The sequence below is a fragment of the Yersinia fenwicki genome (genome assembly GCF_043099325.1).
Lineage (GTDB): Bacteria > Pseudomonadota > Gammaproteobacteria > Enterobacterales > Enterobacteriaceae > Yersinia.
In genome coordinates, this window is sequence record NZ_CP170755.1 from 2,851,386 (window position 1) to 2,873,047 (window position 21,662).

Consider the following 21,662-nt stretch of genomic DNA (forward strand, 5'->3'; position numbering starts at 1 on the left):
TATATAGCAATAACTGGCCTTTTTAACTAACGTGCGCTAAGTTCTGCCTGATCGGTTTCAACGTCATAGGCTCCCCCGATACACAAATCAATAGGATACGGATCCCACTCAATCAGACCTCTGATTTCAAACATAATAATGCCATTTCTCGCATTATGCTGCTGATTGACGACCAAAGACTCTGCGATGATCCGGGGTTCAAAGCGAATGATTGCTTCGCGGATAATTCGCTCGATAGTCGTCCAATTATGGGGAGTTGAATGCCTCCCCACCAGTGGCGAAATGCCGTAGTTTAAGACCGACTTCGCCACCCATTTGTGGCGCTGTTCATCAAGCCTGTCGTCAATATTGGCATTATTTAATATTTCAGCGATATTCCGCTGCACCAGTTTTCGCATCATGCGTGAGTCATAAAAAAACTTATCATGAGGCTCCAACAATTTCTTAGGCTCATCATCAAGTAAACGCTCAAGCAAAGTAGGCAAAAACTGTCTCTTCTTTTCCATTAATTAGCCTTGTTCGTCAAAACCAAATTTTTCAACATCAAATCGAAACTCTTCTATATCGAATAATGCATACTCATTTTGGTCGGTAATAAACATTTTCCGCCCTGAACCAATATAGAGTGAGTCTGCCGGTTGGATCCATTCGGTTTTAAGGCCAAGTTTAGTGTCATTATCAGCATCGAGAGTTAACGGATAACGTGCCGGAATATAGCCGTACCAAACTTTATTATTCACTGTCAATTGTGCCGGTGCCCAGACCAAGTCTGTAATATTTTTAGGCTTAGAAACCGCCATTAATTGAACATCAGAGAAAGGTACCCAACGATAACCGCCCGCGCTGATGAACTCACAAACTGGCCCGATACGGCTATCACTATCCGCTATCCATGAAAAGGGCGTCGCTGAGCTACTTTCCCCAGCACTTTCGGGTGCTTGTGACAATGCTTGCTGACGCAGTTCTTCGCTCTGCGGGTAATCACCTTCATGCAAATGTTGGTTAGCTTGCTGCATCAATACCGCCCACTCAGGCAGTGGGTTACCTAAGGTTCCCGGATCGCGCTTTCCTGCCAACACATCTTCACGTAACGTCTCACTCAAGACAAGATTCTTATACAGCTCTGCCTGCTTGGTCATATCTGGGGCAAACTTAGTCAGCGTTTCAAGTTGCAATAACGCTTTTTGCCATAATCCAGCCAGACAATAGAGCTTAAATAATAGCTCGCGTGCGTTGGTATCCGCCGGCTTAGCTTTCAACTTGGCAATAACATCCGATTGTATTTCGGCCAATGAGCTGCTTTTCAATAATTCATTTAAGTTGGTCGTATTCATTAAGTTGTTATTTCCATATTTTAATTTATAAATGGCTATCTAGCCCTAACTTATAGAGTTCCTGGAATACCAGCGCAGGCACACTGTTTTTTTCTTTTGTAGTGAGGTGTTCTGGTGCCAACAGTTTTAATAAATCAACTTTTTCGTCATTATGGGATGTGTCCAGATAATCTATGACACTTAATTCCTTGGTGACTTTTTCGATAAGTCCACCGGAATCTAAAATACATTGCGTCAGCGTTTTATCCTTTACGCATTCCCTTATATTCTCTAAAAAACCATCATTGGCAGATAATTTTGTCACCTGCCGTTTATCTTTTTCTGAGAATTCCCGGCCTTGCTCACCCCACATTAAAAAACGTTTGTACTCTAACTCCAGGCTTTTCAGGATATCGGGCCCCTGCTGCCCATGAGTTTGCACCTCATTAACATCATCGAAATAAGAGATGTAATGACCACCATGAGACAAAATATCTTCTATTTCCGGTAAGTCGGTCGTATCACATATCGAGGGATGTTCCAGCATTAACAGGTTGTCAGTAAAACTCTTACCTGCTGCTTGCCCAGAGGCTTTTTTGGCGGTAATGACAAAATGACCAAATTTAATTTCCGCGCCAAGTGACACAGGGTGATGTTCACCTGGACTCAACTCTTTTCCATTGATAATACAGATGAAATCACTACTTTGATTAATGATCATTGATTCAGATGCATGCCGGTAAAACCGGATTTCATTTTGTCCATCCCCCATAGAATGGGGAGTAAACTCCCCTTTTTCCATACTGAAACAGACAGCATTTTGCTCCGTAATCGCATCATTAAGCTGAAACTGTTGCGACATCCGTGGCCAGGTTAATACAAGTAACATGCCTATTAACCGCCTATAAAGACATTCGGCGATCCGCAGACAATTGCGGCACCATCTCCAGCCACATCAGTCACACGAGCGGCTGGAAACTTATTAATAAAAACGGTTCCGGAACCTGTGACTACGCTGGTCATCCCAACTAACGAGGACGATGCCGCGCTCCCGCCCGCAATAGCAGCCGGAATTGCGTTAATTGATACATTGGGTGAACCGCTACATATCGCACCGCAACTGGTAGCGTCGCCCATTCTTGCTGCACAAAACATATTTCATCTCTCTTAACGGCATAACCATTCAATAATTTTTATCTCAGCATATCGGCATGTCCGATGGTTCAGGCTCATACCGAATATGCTGAGTTCAGTTTTTCTCAGAATCAAGGCGGAGGCGTCTGTTCATCCGTTGGCGTTGGTTCTGGTGTCTCTGGTGGTTCAGTCGGCGCTGGCGTCTCCGTCGGCGCTGGTGTTTCAGTCGGCGCTGGCGTCTCTGTCGGCGCTGGCGTCTCAGTCGGTGCTGGCGTTTCGGTCGGCGCTGGCGTTTCAGTCGGCGCTGGCGTTTCAGTCGGCGCTGGCGTCTCTGTCGGCGCTGGCGTCTCTGTCGGCGCTGGCGTCTCTGTCGGCGCTGGCGTCTCTGTCGGCGCTGGCGTTTCAGTCGGCGCTGGCGTCTCTGTCGGCGCTGGCGTCTCTGTCGGCGCTGGCGTCTCGGTCGGCGCTGGCGTCTCGGTCGGCGCTGGCGTCTCGGTCGGCGCTGGCGTCTCTGTCGGCGCTGGCGTCTCGGTCGGCGCTGGCGTTTCAGTCGGCGCTGGCGTCTCGGTCGGCGCTGGCGTCTCTGTCGGCGCTGGCGTCTCTGTCGGCGCTGGCGTCTCGGTCGGCGCTGGCGTCTCGGTCGGCGCTGGCGTCTCGGTCGGCGCTGGCGTTTCAGTCGGCGCTGGCGTCTCGGTCGGCGCTGGCGTTTCAGTCGGCGCTGGCGTCTCGGTCGGCGCTGGCGTTTCAGTCGGCGCTGGCGTCTCGGTCGGCGCTGGCGTCTCTGTCGGCGCTGGCGTTTCAGTCGGCGCTGGCGTCTCGGTCGGCGCTGGCGTTTCAGTCGGCGCTGGCGTCTCTGTCGGCGCTGGCGTTTCAGTCGGCGCTGGCGTCTCTGTCGGCGCTGGCGTCTCTGTCGGCGCTGGCGTTTCAGTCGGCGCTGGCGTTTCAGTCGGCGCTGGCGTTTCAGTCGGCGCTGGCGTCTCTGTCGGCGCTGGCGTCTCTGTCGGCGCTGGCGTCTCTGTCGGCGCTGGCGTTTCAGTCGGCGCTGGCGTCTCTGTCGGCGCTGGCGTCTCTGTCGGCGCTGGCGTTTCGGTCGGCGCTGGCGTTTCAGTCGGCGCTGGCGTTTCGGTCGGCGCTGGCGTTTCAGTCGGCGCTGGCGTCACGGTCGGCGCTGGCGTTTCGGTCGGCGCTGGCGTTTCGGTCGGCGCTGGCGTTTCGGTCGGCGCTGGCGTCTCGGTCGGCGCTGGCGTCTCGGTCGGCGCTGGCGTCTCGGTCGGCGCTGGCGTCTCGGTCGGCGCTGGCGTCTCGGTCGGCGCTGGCGTCACGGTCGGCGCTGGTGTTTCGGTCGGCGCTGGCGTTTCGGTCGGCGCTGGCGTTTCGGTCGGCGCTGGTGTTTCGGTCGGCGCTGGCGTTTCAGTCGGCGCTGGCGTCACGGTCGGCGCTGGTGTCACGGTCGGCGCTGGTGTCACGGTCGGCGCTGGTGTCACGGTCGGCGCTGGCGTCACGGTCGGCGCTGGCGTCTCGGTCGGCGCTGGTGTCACGGTCGGCGCTGGCGTCACGGTCGGCGCTGGCGTCTCGGTCGGCGCTGGCGTTACGGTCGGCGCTGGCGTCTCGGTCGGCGCTGGCGTTACGGTCGGCGCTGGCGTTACGGTCGGCGTTGGATCAATTGGCGGTGCCGTCGGGACAATAATCGGCGGTATCGGCAATGGTGGTAATGGCAATGGCAGCCCGATGCCTCCCCCTAGTAACTTCAGTCCCGCCAGACTTGAAAGCGCGGCTAAGCCACCACCCGCACCGCCGCCACCGCCACCACAACAGTCATCAGAGTTAAGGTGGATCTCTCCCCCTTGAATAATGACTTTCTTTTTGCCGACAATCTTGATGGTATCGGCACTGAGTACCAACTCACCACCCGCACCGATTGCCACAGCACCACCGGCAACCAGTGTTGCAGCACCGCCGGCCGCTACCTGATGAGCACCACCGACAGAAAGGGCGTTGTAACCACCGACGTTGGTCAGGTTGGCACCACCCACGTTGGTGGCATTGGCTAAAGCGACATTCAGAGCATGCGTGGCACCCACCACCACACTCCGTGCCAACCCAACTTGTATTGAAGACGCCAAAGCGATGGATTGCGCTGAAGCACCAAGAACAGTTGATGTGGAATTAGCGCCCACAATAACGCTGCGATTGGCCCCCACACTCAGATCAGCATTAGCACCAATGACTTGCGTTTCATCATTTTTCGTCAGACGCGCCATATCGCGCTCTGCCTGTTCCCAGTATTGCTCCAGGCCAGGTTTATCCTCAAAACGCACACCGTTATAGTTGGTTAGCCCTCCGCCAATGGTACGGCTGACCATGCCACTTTGTGTGGCATTCGCAGGTAAATCCCAAGGTGGGCGAGTCACGTTATTGTAGAGGCTACCACTGACCAGCGGGCGATCCGGGTCGCCGTTGATGCAGTCCACCAGCACTTCCTGACCAATACGCGGAATGTAAATGCCACCAAAACTGTTCCCAGCCCAAGCCTGGCTCACCCGTAACCAGCATGAGTCCGACTCTGCGTTTTTGCCGTAGCGGTCCCAGACAAAACGTACTTTTACCCGGCCATATTCATCAGTCCATACCTCTTCACCCGGTGGCCCCACAACGATAGCATTCTGTGGCCCGCTGGTTTTTGGCTTTGGTGTGAGTTGTGGATGACGATAGATCTTGGTGGTTGGCTGAACCGTAAAGGTAGTTTCATAGCGAAATTCATCCCCACGGGATAGCTGTGCTACTTCACAAACCGACAAACGGCTGGAGATAACCATATATTCGCGGTTAGCTTTATCAACTGGGAAGCCTTCCAGTTCGAAGTTAGCGCCGCAGACTATGCCACGAACTTCGCCGAAACCGACGGCACGCGAACCCAATGCACCACGCTCCTCGATACGTACGCGCGCCAGATGTTCCCCGATATCCGGCTGATCATAATCCCCAGGCCATTGATAAATCTCGAGATCACTAAAACTGGTTTTGCGTGGCTTGCTGTCCATCGTCAAAATATCAGCACGAGATTTGGTAAAATCGTAGTCGTTATAGACCCATCGCCCAGTGGTTAGCGTTTCCTGAGTCTGGAATTGGGTGATGTATTCTTCCCCAGCCTTTGGCTCATCTGAGAGATACTCAATGGTATGGTAAGCTTCACTGAAATAGCGTTTGTGAGCACCGACATGGTCGACCAGAATTAATTTCTGTTTATGATCATCATGTTCAAAGAACCAGTAAATACCCCACTCCTCCATTAAACGCTGGAGGAAGTTAAAGTCGGTTTCACCGTATTGCACCTGGAAGTCGAGTATTGGATAAGTCGTCGCCAGCCGTTTTTCAAACGGAAAGTTATAGTCAGCAAGCACTTCATCAATAATATCTACTACATTTTTATTCTGAAAAATCTTAAAGTCAGAGGTTAAGTCTGTGAGGTAAAACCAAGGTCGGAGGACAATTTCAAACATTGCCTGATTGGCATCACGGCCAATAAATCGGGCTTTTTCGACCAAACCAGAAATTTCACGCGTGCCTTTACCGACACCTTTCACATAATCGAGACCGTTACCATCCAGTTCCATTTCAATGGTCATCTCTTTACCAATTAAGGCTTTGAGATCGACATTAGAGGCTGTCTGCCAAGGAATGGAGGGATTAGCCGGCGTTTTTGCCGTGATGGTATATGAATACAAAGTCGAAAAGGCTTCCTCTCCTTCTAACTTCGACAGTACCAGCGCAGGCTCACCCAATAAATAGGGCATGGCCGGGCTGCTCAACTTTATTGTCCTTGACATACTAATACCTAATATCCGGTTAATATCGCAAAGTGTTCATTACACTTTTAATGGTTGGTGCATCATGATGAATCGGTTTATTCCCTTAATTTTCCATACCTACACACCTCCAAATCCATAGTCTTGTAAGCTTTAACTTCCTGTTAAATCACCAAACTTCAGGCATGTCATCATTGAGCGCACTCGGGCATTGGAAACCTCTAAGCAGTTCACTGATACTCTCATTACCGTAAGTCAAACCGGACACTTCCAGCACGACGCGATCTTTGCCCATGACATAGGTCAAAAGTTGCATCCCACTGGCATCTTGTGCCACTTCATCAGCCTTATCAGCCCATTTCAACAATGCCCAAGGGCCACGTAGCAGGATGTCGGGCATCGCTGAAGCTTGTTGACGCTGAGCGGTTAAACTCACTATTGTTCCTTGACGAACGCCCGGCCATTTGAAGAATGATGGCGTCACCGGGCCATGGGCATAGCGCACAATATTCCCGTCAAAATTCATGATTAATTGCGTAATTGAGGGGGCTAAATAACGCACGGACACCGAGAAGTCCAAAGCCACTTTACGGCCTTCATTGGCATTAAATAATGCATTGCGGATAACCGCCGCCTGTTCAAAAAATTCCAGACCATCACGGCTTGCGCTGCCCTTATAACGCCAAGGCGTGGTGCTGGTGTCGACTTTACTTTCCAGGTTCTTCTTAAAGTAACTGTCCACCGTGCCACCAGCGCCGAAGAAGCGCTCAAAATCACTCAAACTGACTACTTTCTGACTATCAGCAAAGGGATAACGCCCCTGTAAGGTATTGCGGCATATCTCACCAACCCCCATATCGATGGCCTTCGACGTGTGGGTAATCACTTTATTTTCAAACTTCTGCGATGAACTGGTTAAAAGTGGAGCAATGATATTGCTAAACGGATCCGGCCATGTTTGTGACTCAATCGCGATACGCTCCCCACCATGAGAGATCGGAGGAATATCGCCATATTCGAACGCGCTGTTAAACACCACCAGACGAGTATATTGATCGTTCAACGCACCAATAACCCGGCTCATCTGGGTGCCCTGAATCACAGAAAGGTTACTGTTATTCTCCCCATCGCTCGGTTCACCCTTAACAAAAACGCGCAGTCCGTCGAATTGACTATCAACAAATTCCTGAACCAGCTTATTCTCACGAAAAGCGATCTTTTCCTGCACTTTTTTAGCTTGGTTAACTAAATTACCCTGATTTCTTATTGTTATATCGTCGAGTAGTGTTTTCTCTTTTACGGTTTCAACTAACGTCGTTTCTTTCACCGATTGCTTTGCCAAATTGAGCAAAGGCGAGTTTTCTGACACCAGCGTTCTCAGCAGCGCAATATCCAGAGATAACCCTTCTGCATACTCTCCACTGTCAGCATCAACAGAAATCAGGCGCACACTGGAGAGGAAGCGTTTCCAGTAATCGGTGTATTCTTTCAAGTACAGGGTTAACACATCTTGCTGTAGCGCCAGAGGATCAAATGGAGAAGTCAAAGGCTGAGCCATCACCCAACGATCTTCTTGCTGAAGTTGCATCAGCAATGGCGTAAGCTTTTTTTTAACCACCTGATGATATCCGGCGTGGGTATATAACCCCGGAACTCCTTCATGTAGTAATTCGTCATCCGATAGGGTAAAAACCTGTGTCGCATTCTCACCCACCATTTTACGCAATGTCAGATTGGCGGGCGCTTGCGCCTGTAAATTAGATTGAACGCGCCCCCACAGTCTGGCTGTCTCCGTTTTTTCTGCCAGCATTGCCCTGGCCTGTTTGATCAGTTCGCTATCTGCCGCTTGTCCATATTGTCGCCACGCTTTTTGGGTGAACAGCGTATTCAAATGGGAGGCGAAAATACCTTTCTCCTCATAAGGCTCGATTTTCCCGCTCTTTTGCCAAGCTTGAGTGACTTTATCGACCACATAATTCTGATCGAAATGCTCTTCATCGGTCAGCATGAGATAGAGTTTTAACGCGACATAGACTGCTTCAGAATCGCCACCCTTGATCGCATTTTTTAATGAGACCTCGGCCTCACGTTCAACCATCGGGAAGAGGTATTTTTGCAGGAAAAACTGATACAAATTGTTCGCACCACGAGATACCGCACCGCCGGTGTATAAACCATAACGCCAATCAAGACTCGGGTTTTCCACATCCAGTGTACCGTACTCAGGCAACTGCTGAGTGGCGTTCAACAACGTGGGTAACATCTGCTCATTAGTGGTTTTAACATAACGGCTAACGCTGCCCTCTAAGGTCTGGAGCTTAGTGCCAACCGCCTGTAAATAGCCATCGTTGTGCTGGAAACTGATCAGGAATGCCCATACCAGCCACACTGCGAGCCCAATACAAGCCATGTGTCCCAACAAATTCTGGAAACGGTATTTGGATTGCACTTTAAGGTTATAGCTCACCAAATCCCCATCTTGGGTGATGACGTCGCGGAATAGCTGCTTGAGGAAATATTGTTTTCCATAAGCCGTTTCGCTGATCAATTGACCTTCATCATCACTTCTTTGAGAAAGCGAGGCCGGGGATGCAGGCTTCGTATGACTAATAACATTGCGCCATTTCTGTACCAAGGTACTGTTATTTAACAGCCCAATATTCGCAGGTTGGCAACTGCTGATAAAATAGATCCCACGCAACGTAGTATGGAACTTTGTCTCATCAAAACGTGAAGCAAAGAATACATTCTGCAAGACTTCAGTCACCCGTTGGGACAATAATCTGAAATCCTGAGGTAACGCATACATGCCTTTACGATCAGTGACGGAATACTCTTCTTGCTGACGCACATGCATGTTATTGCTGATGCGATTTTCAAGCAGTGCCAACTCAGTGCTGATACGCTGCTCAAGCTCCATATCCGCGCGCCCTTTCTCCTCGTTATAAGGGAAAGTCACGCCCCAAACTTGTTCGCGATCTTCGGCGGTTAAATTACGGAAATACTCATCAAAACCAGATAGTTGATCCAGTTTGGTAATAGTCACATATACCGGGAAACGAACACCGAGCGCGCCACGAACATCATCTAGACGTGCGCGTAGCGTAGCCGATAGCGTCAATAACTCGGCTTTGCTTTTACCCAAAATATCGGTGACTGAAATAGCCACAATAACGCCGTTAACCGCCTTGACCGGCCGATACTTTTTCAATGCCTTTAAGATGCCATTCCATTCAATTTGATGCTCTTTGCCGTCATCAATGTACTTACCGGCGGTATCTAAAAACAGGGCATCATTAGAGAACAGGCATTCGCAATGCTGAGTCGGTGCATTTTCTTTACCAATACGATCCAACTGCTCAGGCAGAGGGAAATCTTGTCCTGATGAGAAGATCAGCGAGGTTTTACCGGCGCTCTTGGTGCCCAGCACCATGAACCAAGGCAGTTCGCTACGCCAGCGGCTGGAAACAAAAAAACGCTTCCAGGTTGGAATGCCACTGTGAATACGGCGGACATAATTTATGCCATTGCGAATCACCGCATTGATTTCAGAAAGGTCAGGTTCAAGTTCAGATTGAGCTTTCTTCGGGTTGATAAAGTTATCCAGTAGCGCAGGGTTGAGCGCTAAAGCCCGCATAAAACGCCACACACCATAAAGAATGGTGATAAAGGCAATAAAAGCGATAATTGCGCCACGACGCAATGGGTCTTCCAGCGGATGGTTATCCCCTACTAATATAAAGGGCGCAATGACCCATACCGCGGCGCAGGCAACCACTGCCAACATAACAAAGCGCGGCACGTTAAACCAAAAGCCCAATAACAGAGCCAGAGCCAGCAGTAAGAAAATGATTCTGGGTTCATAACCTTCGAGCGGTCGCACCTCGCCAAATCCGAGGAAAGGCCCCAAAAACCATATTGCGGCAGCCAGTAACAGAAAGCAGCCCACCAGCAATATTCGTTTCATGGCCCAGCCAGAAAACAATCGATTCAAATAAGACATTCTATATCTCAATAATTAACAAAGATTTCTACACGGCGGTTTTGTGAGCGCCCAGCTGCATCGTCATTACTACTGACTGGCTGCGTATCCCCTTTCCCTTCAAACCGAATTTTGTCAGTCGGGATACCCGCTTTCTCCATAAAGCGTGCAACGTTGGCGGCACGTTTCTCAGAAAGCACCAGATTATTGGGGAAACCTGGTTTGTTAATCGGCATAGAGTCGGTATGCCCAACAATCAGCACCGTCCCTTGTACGCGATGAACTTCCTGCGCAACACGCTCAATGACACTCATGATTTCGGACCGGACTTTATCCGAACCCACCTGGAACATGGTGTCGCCTTTGAAGATGACTTTGCTGCTACTGCTTGTTTCATCAACACTCACTAACTGCTTCGCTATTTCGTCTTTTAACAAAATAGCCAGACGTAGTTTTTGCACTGCAACGGGTGGCACGATAACTGGACGTTGCAAGGCTTCCATTCTCTTCAGCAAGTCGCTTTCGGGTACAGAGAGAAAATATTTACTGCCAATAAAGGTGGCCGCAATCAAGAAACCACACAGCAGCATCGACACACGAACCGGAACAAAGATCCCTCGCCGTTTCCGGAACTGATGCGCGATTAATCCATGCGGAGAAAGTGCGGTAGGAACCGTATCGCGGGTACTTTGCAGTAGCGTCAACAATCCCTGACGGATTTTGGTTAATTGCCGGTCACCCTCTTCGATAATGCTGTAACGACCTTCAAAACCCAGCCCTAAAATCCTCAGCAATACCTCTAAGCAATCCGCATATTCATGTGGGCTCATTGAGAGACGACCGACTAACAGGAAAAATTTATTCCCGCCGTCGTTGTCACCTTCAAAATGGTTTAGCAGGTTGCTTTGCGACCAACCTGACATGACGCCCCACGACATGGTGTGAGCCGCTTCATCTAGCGCGGTACACAAGCAATAGCGGACGATCGCCATTTTCTTCCACGAGATATCGGCTTCATCACATACCACGCTAAATAGGGTTATCTCGTTCTTCAGGCTCTCTTTTAATATCTGAACCTGCGAGGCATCCGCTATCTCTTGTGGCATCTCGCTTAAGGCGCGCAATAACGGCTGTGCCGCCTCCAATAATGGCGTGGGAGACGCGACCGCTTTAGCCACGCGCTGCTGGACACTTTCACCCCGAAGTTGGGCGGTATCATAAGGCTGAAAACCCGGTGAGCGCGTAGCCTCATGGCTGAACGCCGCACCAGATTGTGTGCTCTCGGTGTAGACACCCGGCTCATCAAGCAAGAAGTGGCCTAACGCCTGCGGATTGGTATCCGCATCTCTGCTTTGATCAAATGAGGGCATCGGTATCCCAGGGTTCAATTCACTGCTATCACTCATGAATCTCTAATCCCCCAGAGCTCCATTTTCAATGCAGGGAAATCGCCAGCCACGTGTAGTGCAATGGCCCCAGCATTGGAAACTTTGTCCCAAAACGGCCCGCTTTTCATCAATTCGAAATAAACGTATCCCGCACTGTACGGAATTTGCCGCGGTGGAACCGGCAACCGCTGTAATTCAAGACCCGGTAAATGTGAGCGCACCAATTCATGCAACTGCTGTGGTGCACTGATTTTGGTCTGTACTGAGAATTGATGCTGCAATACGTCCATTGGCAATTGCGCATGAACAGCCAATACCAAATTGGAAAACGAACGTAATTCATTAGGCAGCACAGAGGCAGACCACACGCCATTCCCTTTTGGGTCCAGCGGGATCATCTGCCCCGCACGTACCAGAATCTGGTTGAGCAATTCATGCACATCGTCCACCAATGGGCGAATTGACGGGTAGAGTTTACCGTGGTCATATCCTGGAGCCGGGCGCGGTCGACGCGTTTTGGTACGAATAAAGGTGGATAATTCACCGGCAAACTTGGCAAGCTCTTGATAAAGCACGATTGGCGGCAATTCTGGGATATTGCGCAGATGATCCAGACTTGGCTCGTATTTATTAAAAATTTGCAGCAGTAAGTAGTCGACAATTTCCGCACTGGCGCTGGCTTTGCCATCGCTGTTTGACAGACGTTTAGCCAACATATCGGCACGCATTTTGACCAAGCCATTAAGATGGGTCAGCCACTCTGACAGCAGTGAACTCGCTGCGTATCCCGTCACTGGAGGAATGTAATCTTCCAGATGCAGCAATACGCTACCATCAGGCTGAATCGCCCTGACTTTAGCCAGTGGCAACCCAATCCATGATTCGGTCATTTCGCTTTCAGAAACCAATTTAAGCCGCAGCCGCGACAGCTGCACCGGCTTCGGCCCCTGACGAATAGCATTAGTGTCACTGAGGTCTGCTTCATAGGCATAAAAACGCGCCAATGAACTCATGTCATATTCGTCAAAAATAGTTTCATCACTGTTATCCAGCCGCAATGGAACCGCCAGATAGATTAGTTTGCCTAAATGATCCGGTGTGATGGTAAGTGGCTCAGGCAGTTCTGCATGACCAGGAATATCAAAAGGCGTACCGTCCGGTAACACCCCTTTGCCAGATCGCAGTACCAACTTGCCATAGGAGAGCGCTTCGCGATCAATTTCATATTGCGCGAATCCCCAGAAGAATGGGGTAATCGTGGCGGCTCGTTTATGAGCGTAATATTCAAGATAACGCTCTTGCTGTTGAAAAAGTTGCGGGCGAAGAAAAAGACCCTCACTCCAAACGACTTTGTTAGTTCTCACGACTTAGTCCATTTCTTTGATTGATATTGACAGACGCTCAACGCGCACCTTGACTACCGGATCGTTTTGTTTCCCTGACCACCATTTTTTATACCAGGGCTGCACGCGTTTCTTGGGTAACGGACTAAAAACCGCGTTCCACTCCGCCTGCTCAATTTCACGGTAAGCAGCAACAACGCCGATCGCAGTGATCCCACTGTTTAGCGTCAGTTCTATTGTTTTTGTCTCATTTGGTAGCATGATTCCGTCAAACACTTTCTCCATCTGCTCTTTCAGTGATGGTGTGCCCTCTTCGGTAATAGTGAAGAAATCACTCGACTTAAATTCATCCGTATTCTTAAGGGTATAAACTGTGATCCTTAATGGATTAGCGACACCTTTGTCATTTGGATTGATATTTTTTGCCGTAGTCAGTTCGACGACCAATTTATCAACCGGTTCAGGTTGAGGCTTCGAGCTACATGCCATGACTAATAGCGTGACCAATGCCACGAAAAAGTATTGTGTAATCCGATTAAACCAACGGATATTTTTTTTCATACTCAACCTAATCAAATAAAAAACATTAAGTTTTATCCACAATAATATAGTCACCGGCAGATTCATCATTTTGCCTATTACCTGCGCTACTATCAGGCCTGTTACATCTATTGTGGATAAAACCTATATCTTGGTGAAGACCTATTACGGAAAAGCTCCGTCACTGAGAAAACTTGCCACCCGAGAGTGGCAAGTTTAATGTCTGCTCTAAAACAGCATTGCTTAGCTTTGCTGGTTAGCTTTAACATCGTAGTTAGCAGAAATAACGCCAGATTTATGGCCTTCAGCATTCTGCATAACGTAGTCTTGAGTCATCTTGGTGAATGAGAAACGAATCTCTTCACGTGGACGAGTCTCATCTTCAAGAGAACCGGCCATATCAACACGAGTGATGATTACATCGGTAAATTTAATAGTCAGATATTCCAGTGGATCTCCACCTGCTTTACGCAAAACGAATTGGATATTCTTAATATGCTTACCCAATAAGCAATAGCTCAATAAGTTCGGGCTTGCTTTATCGATATAATGCGTGAAACAGAAGTCAGAAACAGTCGCTTTACCTGAACCGCCACCTGAACCACTGTGCATATTTGAGTGCTGAGAAACGTCCCATTTCCAAGCCAGCACCTGAATTTCGTTTTTGTGGTTAGCATCTAAAGATTCGCCTTCGATACCATCAATTTTAATAAACATATCTTGCGACATAATAATCCTCTCTCGCACTTCTATTAATTTCACTCAATGAAAAACATCGAGCGTAGGAAGGCCCACGTAATAAATTTACGAAAACACATCCCTTTCCTATGAAAATAAGCATTACAAATAGTTTATTATTGACTATTACAATACTTTACGTATACACCACTTCTTTTAACGTCATTCAATATCATGCCTTGAATGACGTAAGGCCTCGCGCGATGCATTGCACGAAAACACATACTTTCCACTAAACAATAATTAAATATATGTAAATTCCATATTCTTCAACATGACGCAGAGAAATATTACCCTCGGCCCTGTTGTCATCTATTTAATTACGCAACATCTTTCAGTGAAGGTAATTTAGCAACCATACGCAGTGATACAGTCAAACCTTCCAATTGGAAGTGTGGGCGCAGGAAGAATTTAGCCTGGTAATAACCTGGGTTACCTTCAACATCTTCAACAATAACTTCAGCTGCGGCCAACGGGCGGCGTGCTTTAGTCTCGATAGAAGAGTTTGCTGGATCACCATCTACATAGTTCATAACCCAATCGTTCAACCAGCGTTGCATCTCATCGCGCTCTTTGAATGAGCCGATTTTGTCACGCACGATACATTTCAGGTAATGGGCAAAACGTGAACAGGCGAACAGATACGGCAAACGCGCCGACAAGTTAGCGTTAGCTGTTGCATCTGAATCGTAATATTCAGCAGGTTTTTGCAATGATTGCGCGCCAATAAATGCCGCATAATCAGTATTTTTTCTGTGCACCAGAGGAATAAAGCCATTTTTAGCCAATTCCGCTTCACGACGGTCAGAAATAGCGATTTCTGTTGGGCACTTCATATCAATGCCACCATCATCAGTTGGGAATGTATGACATGGCAAGCCTTCCACCACACCACCACTTTCCACACCACGAATCAGGGTACACCAACCATATTCTTTGAATGAACGGTTGATGTTAACAGCCATGGCATACGCCGCGTTGGACCACACATATTTGCCGTGGTCAGCGCCGTCAGTAGTCTCTTCAAAGTGGAAGGCATCTACTGGGTTAGTGCGAATACCGTATGGCAGACGCGCCAGGAAACGCGGCATTGCCAGGCCAATATAGCGAGAGTCTTCAGACTGACGCAGTGAGTTCCAGGCAGCATACTCAAGATTCTGTGTGAAGATCTTGGTCAAATCACGCGGATTTGACAGCTCTTGCCAGGATTCCATCTGTAATACGGACGGTGCAGCACCCGTGATAAAAGGTACGTGTGCAGATGCAGCAACCTTACCGATTGAAGCCAGCAGGTCAACGTCAGGCGCAGTATGGTCAAAGTAGTAATCTGCCACCAGGCAACCATAAGGTTCGCCGCCCAATTGGCCGTATTCTTCTTCATAGATTTTTTTGAATAATGGGCTCTGATCCCACGCCACACCTTTATAACGCTTCATATTACGGCGTAATTCATCTTTAGAGATGTCGAGAAAACGCAATCTCAATTTCTCATCAGTCTCGGTGTTATTCACTAAATAGTGCAGGCCACGCCAGGCACTTTCTAGAGACTGAAACTCTTGGTGATGCAAGATCAAATTGATCTGCTCAGACAATTTACTGTCGATCTCTGCAATAATTGAGGCAATGCTCTTATAAGCATCGTCAGATACAGTTACCGAGTTAGCCAGCGCCTGCTCAGCCAATGTTTTAACGGCACCTTCTACTGCCGCTTTGGTCTGCTCAGACTTAGCCTTGAATTCTTTGGTCAATAACGAATTAAAGTCGCTATATTCAGTCGCAACAGCGGCTGGTTTATTTTTTGCTTCTAAAGTGGACATGGTTTTTCTCTTCTTAATCAATCTTACTGTGGAGCATCAGCAGCGGATTGCTTTGTTTTCGGTGCGGATGCCAGTGTTGCCAGTAATGATTTGTCTTTCAGAAGTTTCATTACTAATTCCTCTGCACCTGCCTTGCCATCCATATAGGTTTGCAAGTTTGCCAATTGAGTACGGGCATCTAACAATTGAGACAGAGAATCGACTTTCTTGGCAATTTCATCGGGAGAAAAGTCATTCAGGCTCTCAAAAGTAATATCCACCATCAACTGGCCTTCACCCGTCAGCGTATTTTTCACAGCAAATGCAACACGTGGTTTCATTGCTTTCATACGCTCATCGAAATTATCGATGTCAATATCCAGCAGCTTTCTATCTGCTACAGAAGGTAAAGGTTCAAGAGGTTTACCGGATAAATCAGCCAGCACGCCCATGACGAATGGCAATTCAACCTTCTTCTCACTACCATATATTTCCACATCGTATTCAATCTGTACGCGTGGCGCTCGGTTACGAGCGATAAATTTTTGGGAATTACTTTTACTAACCATATATGCCTTTTATTCAAAACGTATTGTAAAATCATCAGGAAATAAGCTTCCTGAACCGCTATTGGAGAGATCAAATGTAAAAAATGATACTAAAACGTGCTCCCCTATTTATAAACCAACTCAATACCAGCAGTTGTTCTAACCTGCCCTGGGGTTACCGTATTCGTACCTTTTGCATAATAACCCGCTAAAAAATAGTGTGTGACATCTGCACCAGAACTGGAAATAACATATTCCTGTACACTATTTTCATCGCCAACCACCATTTGTTGCCCTGCAGCTTTACTTAATCTGATTTGCGCGTTTTTGCTGAAATCATCAGCCACTTCATTCTGTAAATTTCCGGTTGTTGCATCCGGCATGGTAGCGCCAGCAGCGATAAAGCGTAATGACACTGTTCTATTTACCGGACATTTATTCAGCGCAATTTGAAATTGCTTTTTACCAGCTTCTGCTTTATCGATTTTTAATTCGGTGGTCGACAAAGTCGGTAATAAAACTGACTCTGAAGAAGAACCGCCATCAATACTGACTTCACAGGTATCTTCCAGATACTCACCGGTAAATGAAACCTGAACTTTACAATCTGCCGCCCCAGCACATGCACTGGCTGCCTGAGCGGGCTGACGCGCAATAAAAGCCGCAACCAGCAATAGCAGAAACGATAAAAGTTTCAGTACAACATTACTTTTTAACCACGAAGACATACCACCTCCAACTGTGTTATATGCGTACGTTCTGCCTTCGCTGTAGCATTTGCTTCCGTGCCTGAGTGAATACGGCATTTATCTTTACCACCATTTCTGATGACCTGCAGGGGTTGTGAACCCGTCCCCCAACCGCGAATAAATGCCATACCACCTTGCCCGACGATCCCCTGACTCACACCATCTGCATCCAATAGATCCGTACCAATAGGGAGAAACTCTTTATTTTCATCCCTGACGATAAGAACCAATGGTGCGCCAATAATGGTCTTCATCGCGACCGGGATCATTGCTCCTGTTCTCGGTACCACTACTTTTTGACTCTCCAGCACATCTACCGAATCAGGTAATTCTTTGTAATCAATTGCCACTGTATTTTCACGGTATGCAGTCATCGACGGCATAACGGCATAACCACGACTATCAATTGTTGCACCGTTACCGTTAAACAACTTAGCACCCGTAGCGCCTTCAGCATGCACGATAGCAAAAGGTGCATCGCCAAGGCGTGGGCCGATAGTTACTCCTCCCTGATGAGCAACTAAACTACCGTTGGCCGAGGCAGACAACTGACGAGATGAGTTGTTACTCGCTGATGCCGTCATCCCGTACTGGCCTACTCCGGTCTTGTAACTCATGTTACCGACCACCGTCTTACGTGCTGCAGAGTCATTGCCACTGCTATACGACGTCCCGACACCATAACCCAGCTCACTCTGATCACCCTGGCTACCACTGGCATTCATCTGCACTAGCGTATTTCCTGCATCATCACGGCTGGCCATTGAATACAATGTGTTAAACAATGGTCGCTTCACGATACTGCCACCCAGAGGGATGCTAATAGACGCCATATAACTGTTTTGGTAATCGTTATTACTGCTGTTGTCATTACTACCGGTGTAACTGCTATTACTGGTTCGCATTGCCGTCAGCGCATAAGAGAAATAACGCAGCGAATGATTAAAGGTCACGGCATACTGCTGTGACGCATCCTGCCCTCCCCAGTAACTATAAAAACTACTATTCAGGTTCAGCGACATATTGTCAGTGACCCGCTGAGAAACACTCACCGATAAACGGTTGCGGGTACGAGAATCAAAAGCGCTGTTAGCGTTTATGCTGCCGTAGTGATCCTGACTCGCTTCCCTAAAAGTATAAAAACCGTTGGACGAGTATCTATATGCCGCCAATGTCAGGTTGGTATCGGTCTCGCCAACGTATTTGGTATAGTCAACTTTGTAACTATTACCTGATGAACGGCGGTCATCACTCAATTCACTTCTTGCGTGCGTGACATCAAATGAAATCCCCCCAATTTGGGTATTAAATGCGTTACCGATCCCTACCGAACTGTAATTCTCTGCCAGTTGCGCTCCGCTATACAGCGTATAAGTGTTGCCAAGACCGTAGTAATACGCACCTTGTACAATCGTCGGATTCGCATTTACCGAATTATCATTCAATCGGCCAGCGGCGATATCAAACTGAGATACCCCTTGATAAAGCAACATCGGCGGCGCTGAAAACGGAATTCTTTGGCTACGGGTACGGCCATCAGATTCAGTCACCGTCATTTCTAAATCACCGCCGTAGGACATGGTGCCGATATCGGCCAGCTCGAACGCCCCTGGCGTAACGACTGTTTCATATATCGTCTGTCCACGCTGAGTCACCGTGACTCTGGCGTTTGTTTCCGCCACTCCCCGTATAACCGGTGAGTAATTTCGGATCCCTTCAGCTAACATTCGGTTATCGGATGCCAGTTGAACACCTCGTAAACCAAACCCTTCAAATAAACTCCCGCGGGTATCACTATCCCCCAGAGTTAGCTGACTCTTCAGCGAGATAACATCTGTGGACGCAAAACCATATAAACTCTGGGTTTGCGCACCACCATCATTGCTCCAACGGGTATTAAGACGTTTTCTTAACCGCCATTCACCAAGATTGAGACCGGTAATCAAGCCAATATTGGCGTTATAGGAATTCGATTTTGGCCCGTCATCTCTATTACCGTTAAAAACGCTATAAACATTGCTGTTATAATCCAGGAAACCGACTGCGGCCCCTGCATCCCACAAACTGGGGCTAATATAGCCTCGCGGATGTTTCACTAAATTAAACTGTGGGACAGTAATTGAAAGTTCAAAGTCCCCTGAGTTATAACGCGTACTGCTGTCTTTAATTAAATCTCTTAAGTTGTAGCATTGATCTTTCGCTGCTTCTTTTACGTCATTCGCTATCTTGGTCGAACCATTCAGTTCGATTCTCAGACCTATTGCATCAAGCTGGTCCAATTTAAAACAAGGCTCAGCGGTGGATTCGCCAGCAACGGATTCAAAGCGAATACTTTGCTTTCCGCTCATCTTGCCATTAACGATAACCATCACATCATAAACTCCGGGGGATACCGGGTTTTCATTCATAAATTTTGCTACATCAATCCCTGAACCGCGAATAAATTCAGGATTAAACTCGACTGCGGTAACTTCAGTCTCATTATTTTCATTCACTAATGGTGCCGCTATCACACTCTTATGTAAGAACAAAGTCGTACTTATAATTGTTAACGTAAAGCCCAATGAATTTCTATAAGGTAAATTCACTAATCTATCGATTTTATTTTTTAAGTAGCGCGTTATACATGAATGATTCACGAGCAAAAGCTCCCTTTAATACCCTACGGCTTACCTGCCATTTCATAGCAATAGCTTCCGGTTTCCTATCCGACACGCTTATCCTTGCTACGCAGCGTTTTATTATTTTTTGACAACGACTCCTTTACCTTGTGCAAAAGATATATTTCCATCAATCGCTGCACCGTAATCATTTAATAACTTGTAACTCATTGTAGAAATGCCTGAAACTTTGCTCTCCGGATAAAATACCGAACTGGAAAGTGGCGCCAGCATATCTGTCTTCAGATCAACTTTTTTCCCGCCAGCAGTCACAATGCCGGAGTCAAAGGAAAAGTAATAAGGCGATGAGTTTGTTACTTTTACGCCCTGACCTTTTTGGCTATCGTTAATCAATTCCCATTGCAGCTTTTCAATTTGTTCTGCACTGCTGCTATTTAAAGCTGTTGGCCGATAGAAAATTTTAATTCGGGTACGAAATGCCAATTCTAATTTATTTTTATCAGCACTGTCTTTTTGCACTACTGGTATTTCTAGCATGTTAAGCCAGAAGACCGATTCTTTATCTTGCGGCAAAGCCATACCATTATAAATCATACGAACACTTTGCCCTTTACCGCTCTCAACACGAAATACGGGCGGCGTCACAATAAAAGGAATAGTGACATTATTTATTTTGGCATTACTACTTCCATCATCAACCCAGACCTGTACTAATGCGGGCTCCTTACCTTTATTATTCGTGCGTACGTTAACTTCTTTCTGAGCCGCTGGGAATATCACACGTGTACCACTGATGGTCATAGCAGCATACGTTGGGATGTTGCCAGCAATCAGCGACAACACTAAAATAATCGTTTTATAAAACATAACGTTACCAAATAATAATGAGTTAGAGCTGTACGTCTGGTGATATAACAACTCGTTACTAATGAATGCTGTTGTAACTTTAGCAACAAGTTGTTATCACTACTTTGGTATGACGACCCAATTACAGTTGGGTCGTAAACCTATCACTCAATGAGTGATTAATTATAAGACAGTACGTATTGAACTTTAGCTGCCACTACACCTGGAGTGGTTGCTGCTGTTGCATAGTAACCACCAGCGTAAGACAGAGTCGCAGAACCTTTAGCATCCTCGCCAGTACCTGGAGTCACATTGAACGCTGCACCAGTATCACCTACACGGATTTGTGAGCTAGTTTTATCCAGGTTATACAAACGTACTTCAGCCCCAGTTGCTCCACCAGTAGCACTATTGGTCAGGTTACCCGTAGTTGGGTTAACACCATCGCTGTTAATTGCGTTGAAGTGGGCAGAAACTTTAGTCACAGCTGCTGGGCAATCCACGACAGAAATAGTGAAGTTTGTGGAACCTTCTTGATCACCATTTTTGGTCAGAACGCTAGTAGAAAGTGTTGGCAGTTTTACCAGCACATCTTCCTTACCCGTTTCAATCTGGCAAGTATTATCTTGCAACAAACCGTCGAAGGTAACAGTACCATTTGAGGCAGCAAAAGCGGTTGTTGAAGAAACAGCCAAAGCCAGTGCACATACAGCCAGATTTACTTTACGCATTACTTTCATCCTTTAGTTTACTATCCAATTAAATTATTTAAATACAGCACATATAGTTAACATCTGTATAACAGATACGCCCTATTCTTTTTTGCCTTTCATTTTGACAAGAAACAGCAAATTCCTT

At 47.5% G+C, this 21,662-nt stretch carries 15 protein-coding genes and 1 pseudogene; all 16 read right to left on the minus strand.

Features of this window, described 5'->3' with window-relative positions:
- Positions 1 to 26: 26 nt before the first annotated feature.
- Complete coding sequence (locus tag ACF3VQ_RS13090) at positions 27 to 506, minus strand: type VI secretion system baseplate subunit TssE (RefSeq protein WP_392431409.1); 480 nt, start codon at positions 504 to 506, stop codon at positions 27 to 29.
- A 3-nt stretch (positions 507 to 509) separates the two neighbouring features.
- Positions 510 to 1,334 (minus strand): type VI secretion system accessory protein TagJ, encoded by an 825-nt coding sequence (locus ACF3VQ_RS13095; RefSeq protein ID WP_392431411.1) that lies wholly within the window; start codon positions 1,332 to 1,334, stop codon positions 510 to 512.
- Between the two features lie 25 nt (positions 1,335 to 1,359).
- Positions 1,360 to 2,202, minus strand: a complete 843-nt coding sequence (locus ACF3VQ_RS13100; protein ID WP_392431413.1) for a TagK domain-containing protein — start codon at positions 2,200 to 2,202, stop codon at positions 1,360 to 1,362.
- Between the two features lie 5 nt (positions 2,203 to 2,207).
- Positions 2,208 to 2,468: a PAAR domain-containing protein gene (locus tag ACF3VQ_RS13105; protein ID WP_392431415.1), complete on the minus strand. Its 261-nt coding sequence runs from the start codon at positions 2,466 to 2,468 to the stop codon at positions 2,208 to 2,210.
- 1,160 nt (positions 2,469 to 3,628) lie between these two features.
- A pseudogene (tssI, locus tag ACF3VQ_RS13110) lies at positions 3,629 to 6,241 on the minus strand (type VI secretion system tip protein TssI/VgrG); the annotation flags it as partial.
- A 181-nt stretch (positions 6,242 to 6,422) separates the two neighbouring features.
- On the minus strand, positions 6,423 to 10,256 hold the full coding sequence (gene tssM, locus ACF3VQ_RS13115) for a type VI secretion system membrane subunit TssM (protein ID WP_392431417.1): 3,834 nt from the start codon (positions 10,254 to 10,256) through the stop codon (positions 6,423 to 6,425).
- Between the two features lie 8 nt (positions 10,257 to 10,264).
- The gene (gene tssL, locus ACF3VQ_RS13120; protein ID WP_392431419.1) at positions 10,265 to 11,641 is read right to left on the minus strand and encodes a type VI secretion system protein TssL, long form; all 1,377 of its coding nucleotides are present in this window, start codon (positions 11,639 to 11,641) and stop codon (positions 10,265 to 10,267) included.
- The gene (gene tssK, locus ACF3VQ_RS13125) at positions 11,638 to 12,987 is read right to left on the minus strand and encodes a type VI secretion system baseplate subunit TssK (protein ID WP_005157555.1); all 1,350 of its coding nucleotides are present in this window, start codon (positions 12,985 to 12,987) and stop codon (positions 11,638 to 11,640) included. The genes tssL and tssK overlap by 4 nt, the downstream gene beginning before the upstream one ends.
- Positions 12,988 to 12,990: 3 nt before the next feature.
- Positions 12,991 to 13,527, minus strand: a complete 537-nt coding sequence (gene tssJ / locus ACF3VQ_RS13130; protein ID WP_392431422.1) for a type VI secretion system lipoprotein TssJ — start codon at positions 13,525 to 13,527, stop codon at positions 12,991 to 12,993.
- 222 nt (positions 13,528 to 13,749) lie between these two features.
- The gene (locus tag ACF3VQ_RS13135) at positions 13,750 to 14,235 is read right to left on the minus strand and encodes an Hcp family type VI secretion system effector (protein ID WP_013649664.1); all 486 of its coding nucleotides are present in this window, start codon (positions 14,233 to 14,235) and stop codon (positions 13,750 to 13,752) included.
- A gap of 329 nt (positions 14,236 to 14,564) precedes the next feature.
- A complete protein-coding gene (tssC, locus tag ACF3VQ_RS13140) occupies positions 14,565 to 16,061 on the minus strand; it encodes a type VI secretion system contractile sheath large subunit (protein ID WP_392431424.1) in 1,497 nt (498 codons plus the stop codon).
- Between the two features lie 23 nt (positions 16,062 to 16,084).
- Positions 16,085 to 16,609 carry a type VI secretion system contractile sheath small subunit gene (tssB, locus tag ACF3VQ_RS13145; protein WP_005157572.1) on the minus strand — a complete coding sequence of 175 codons (525 nt, stop codon included), beginning with the start codon at positions 16,607 to 16,609 and terminating at the stop codon, positions 16,085 to 16,087.
- A gap of 104 nt (positions 16,610 to 16,713) precedes the next feature.
- The gene (locus ACF3VQ_RS13150; RefSeq protein ID WP_392431426.1) at positions 16,714 to 17,316 is read right to left on the minus strand and encodes a fimbrial protein; all 603 of its coding nucleotides are present in this window, start codon (positions 17,314 to 17,316) and stop codon (positions 16,714 to 16,716) included.
- Positions 17,301 to 19,976 (minus strand): fimbria/pilus outer membrane usher protein, encoded by a 2,676-nt coding sequence (locus ACF3VQ_RS13155; protein WP_392431428.1) that lies wholly within the window; start codon positions 19,974 to 19,976, stop codon positions 17,301 to 17,303. Before ACF3VQ_RS13155 ends, ACF3VQ_RS13150 begins: the two co-directional genes overlap by 16 nt.
- A 102-nt stretch (positions 19,977 to 20,078) precedes the next feature.
- Positions 20,079 to 20,825: a fimbria/pilus periplasmic chaperone gene (locus ACF3VQ_RS13160; RefSeq protein WP_392431430.1), complete on the minus strand. Its 747-nt coding sequence runs from the start codon at positions 20,823 to 20,825 to the stop codon at positions 20,079 to 20,081.
- Positions 20,826 to 20,983: 158 nt separating this feature from the next.
- Positions 20,984 to 21,535: a fimbrial protein gene (locus tag ACF3VQ_RS13165; protein ID WP_392431432.1), complete on the minus strand. Its 552-nt coding sequence runs from the start codon at positions 21,533 to 21,535 to the stop codon at positions 20,984 to 20,986.
- Positions 21,536 to 21,662: the final 127 nt, after the last annotated feature.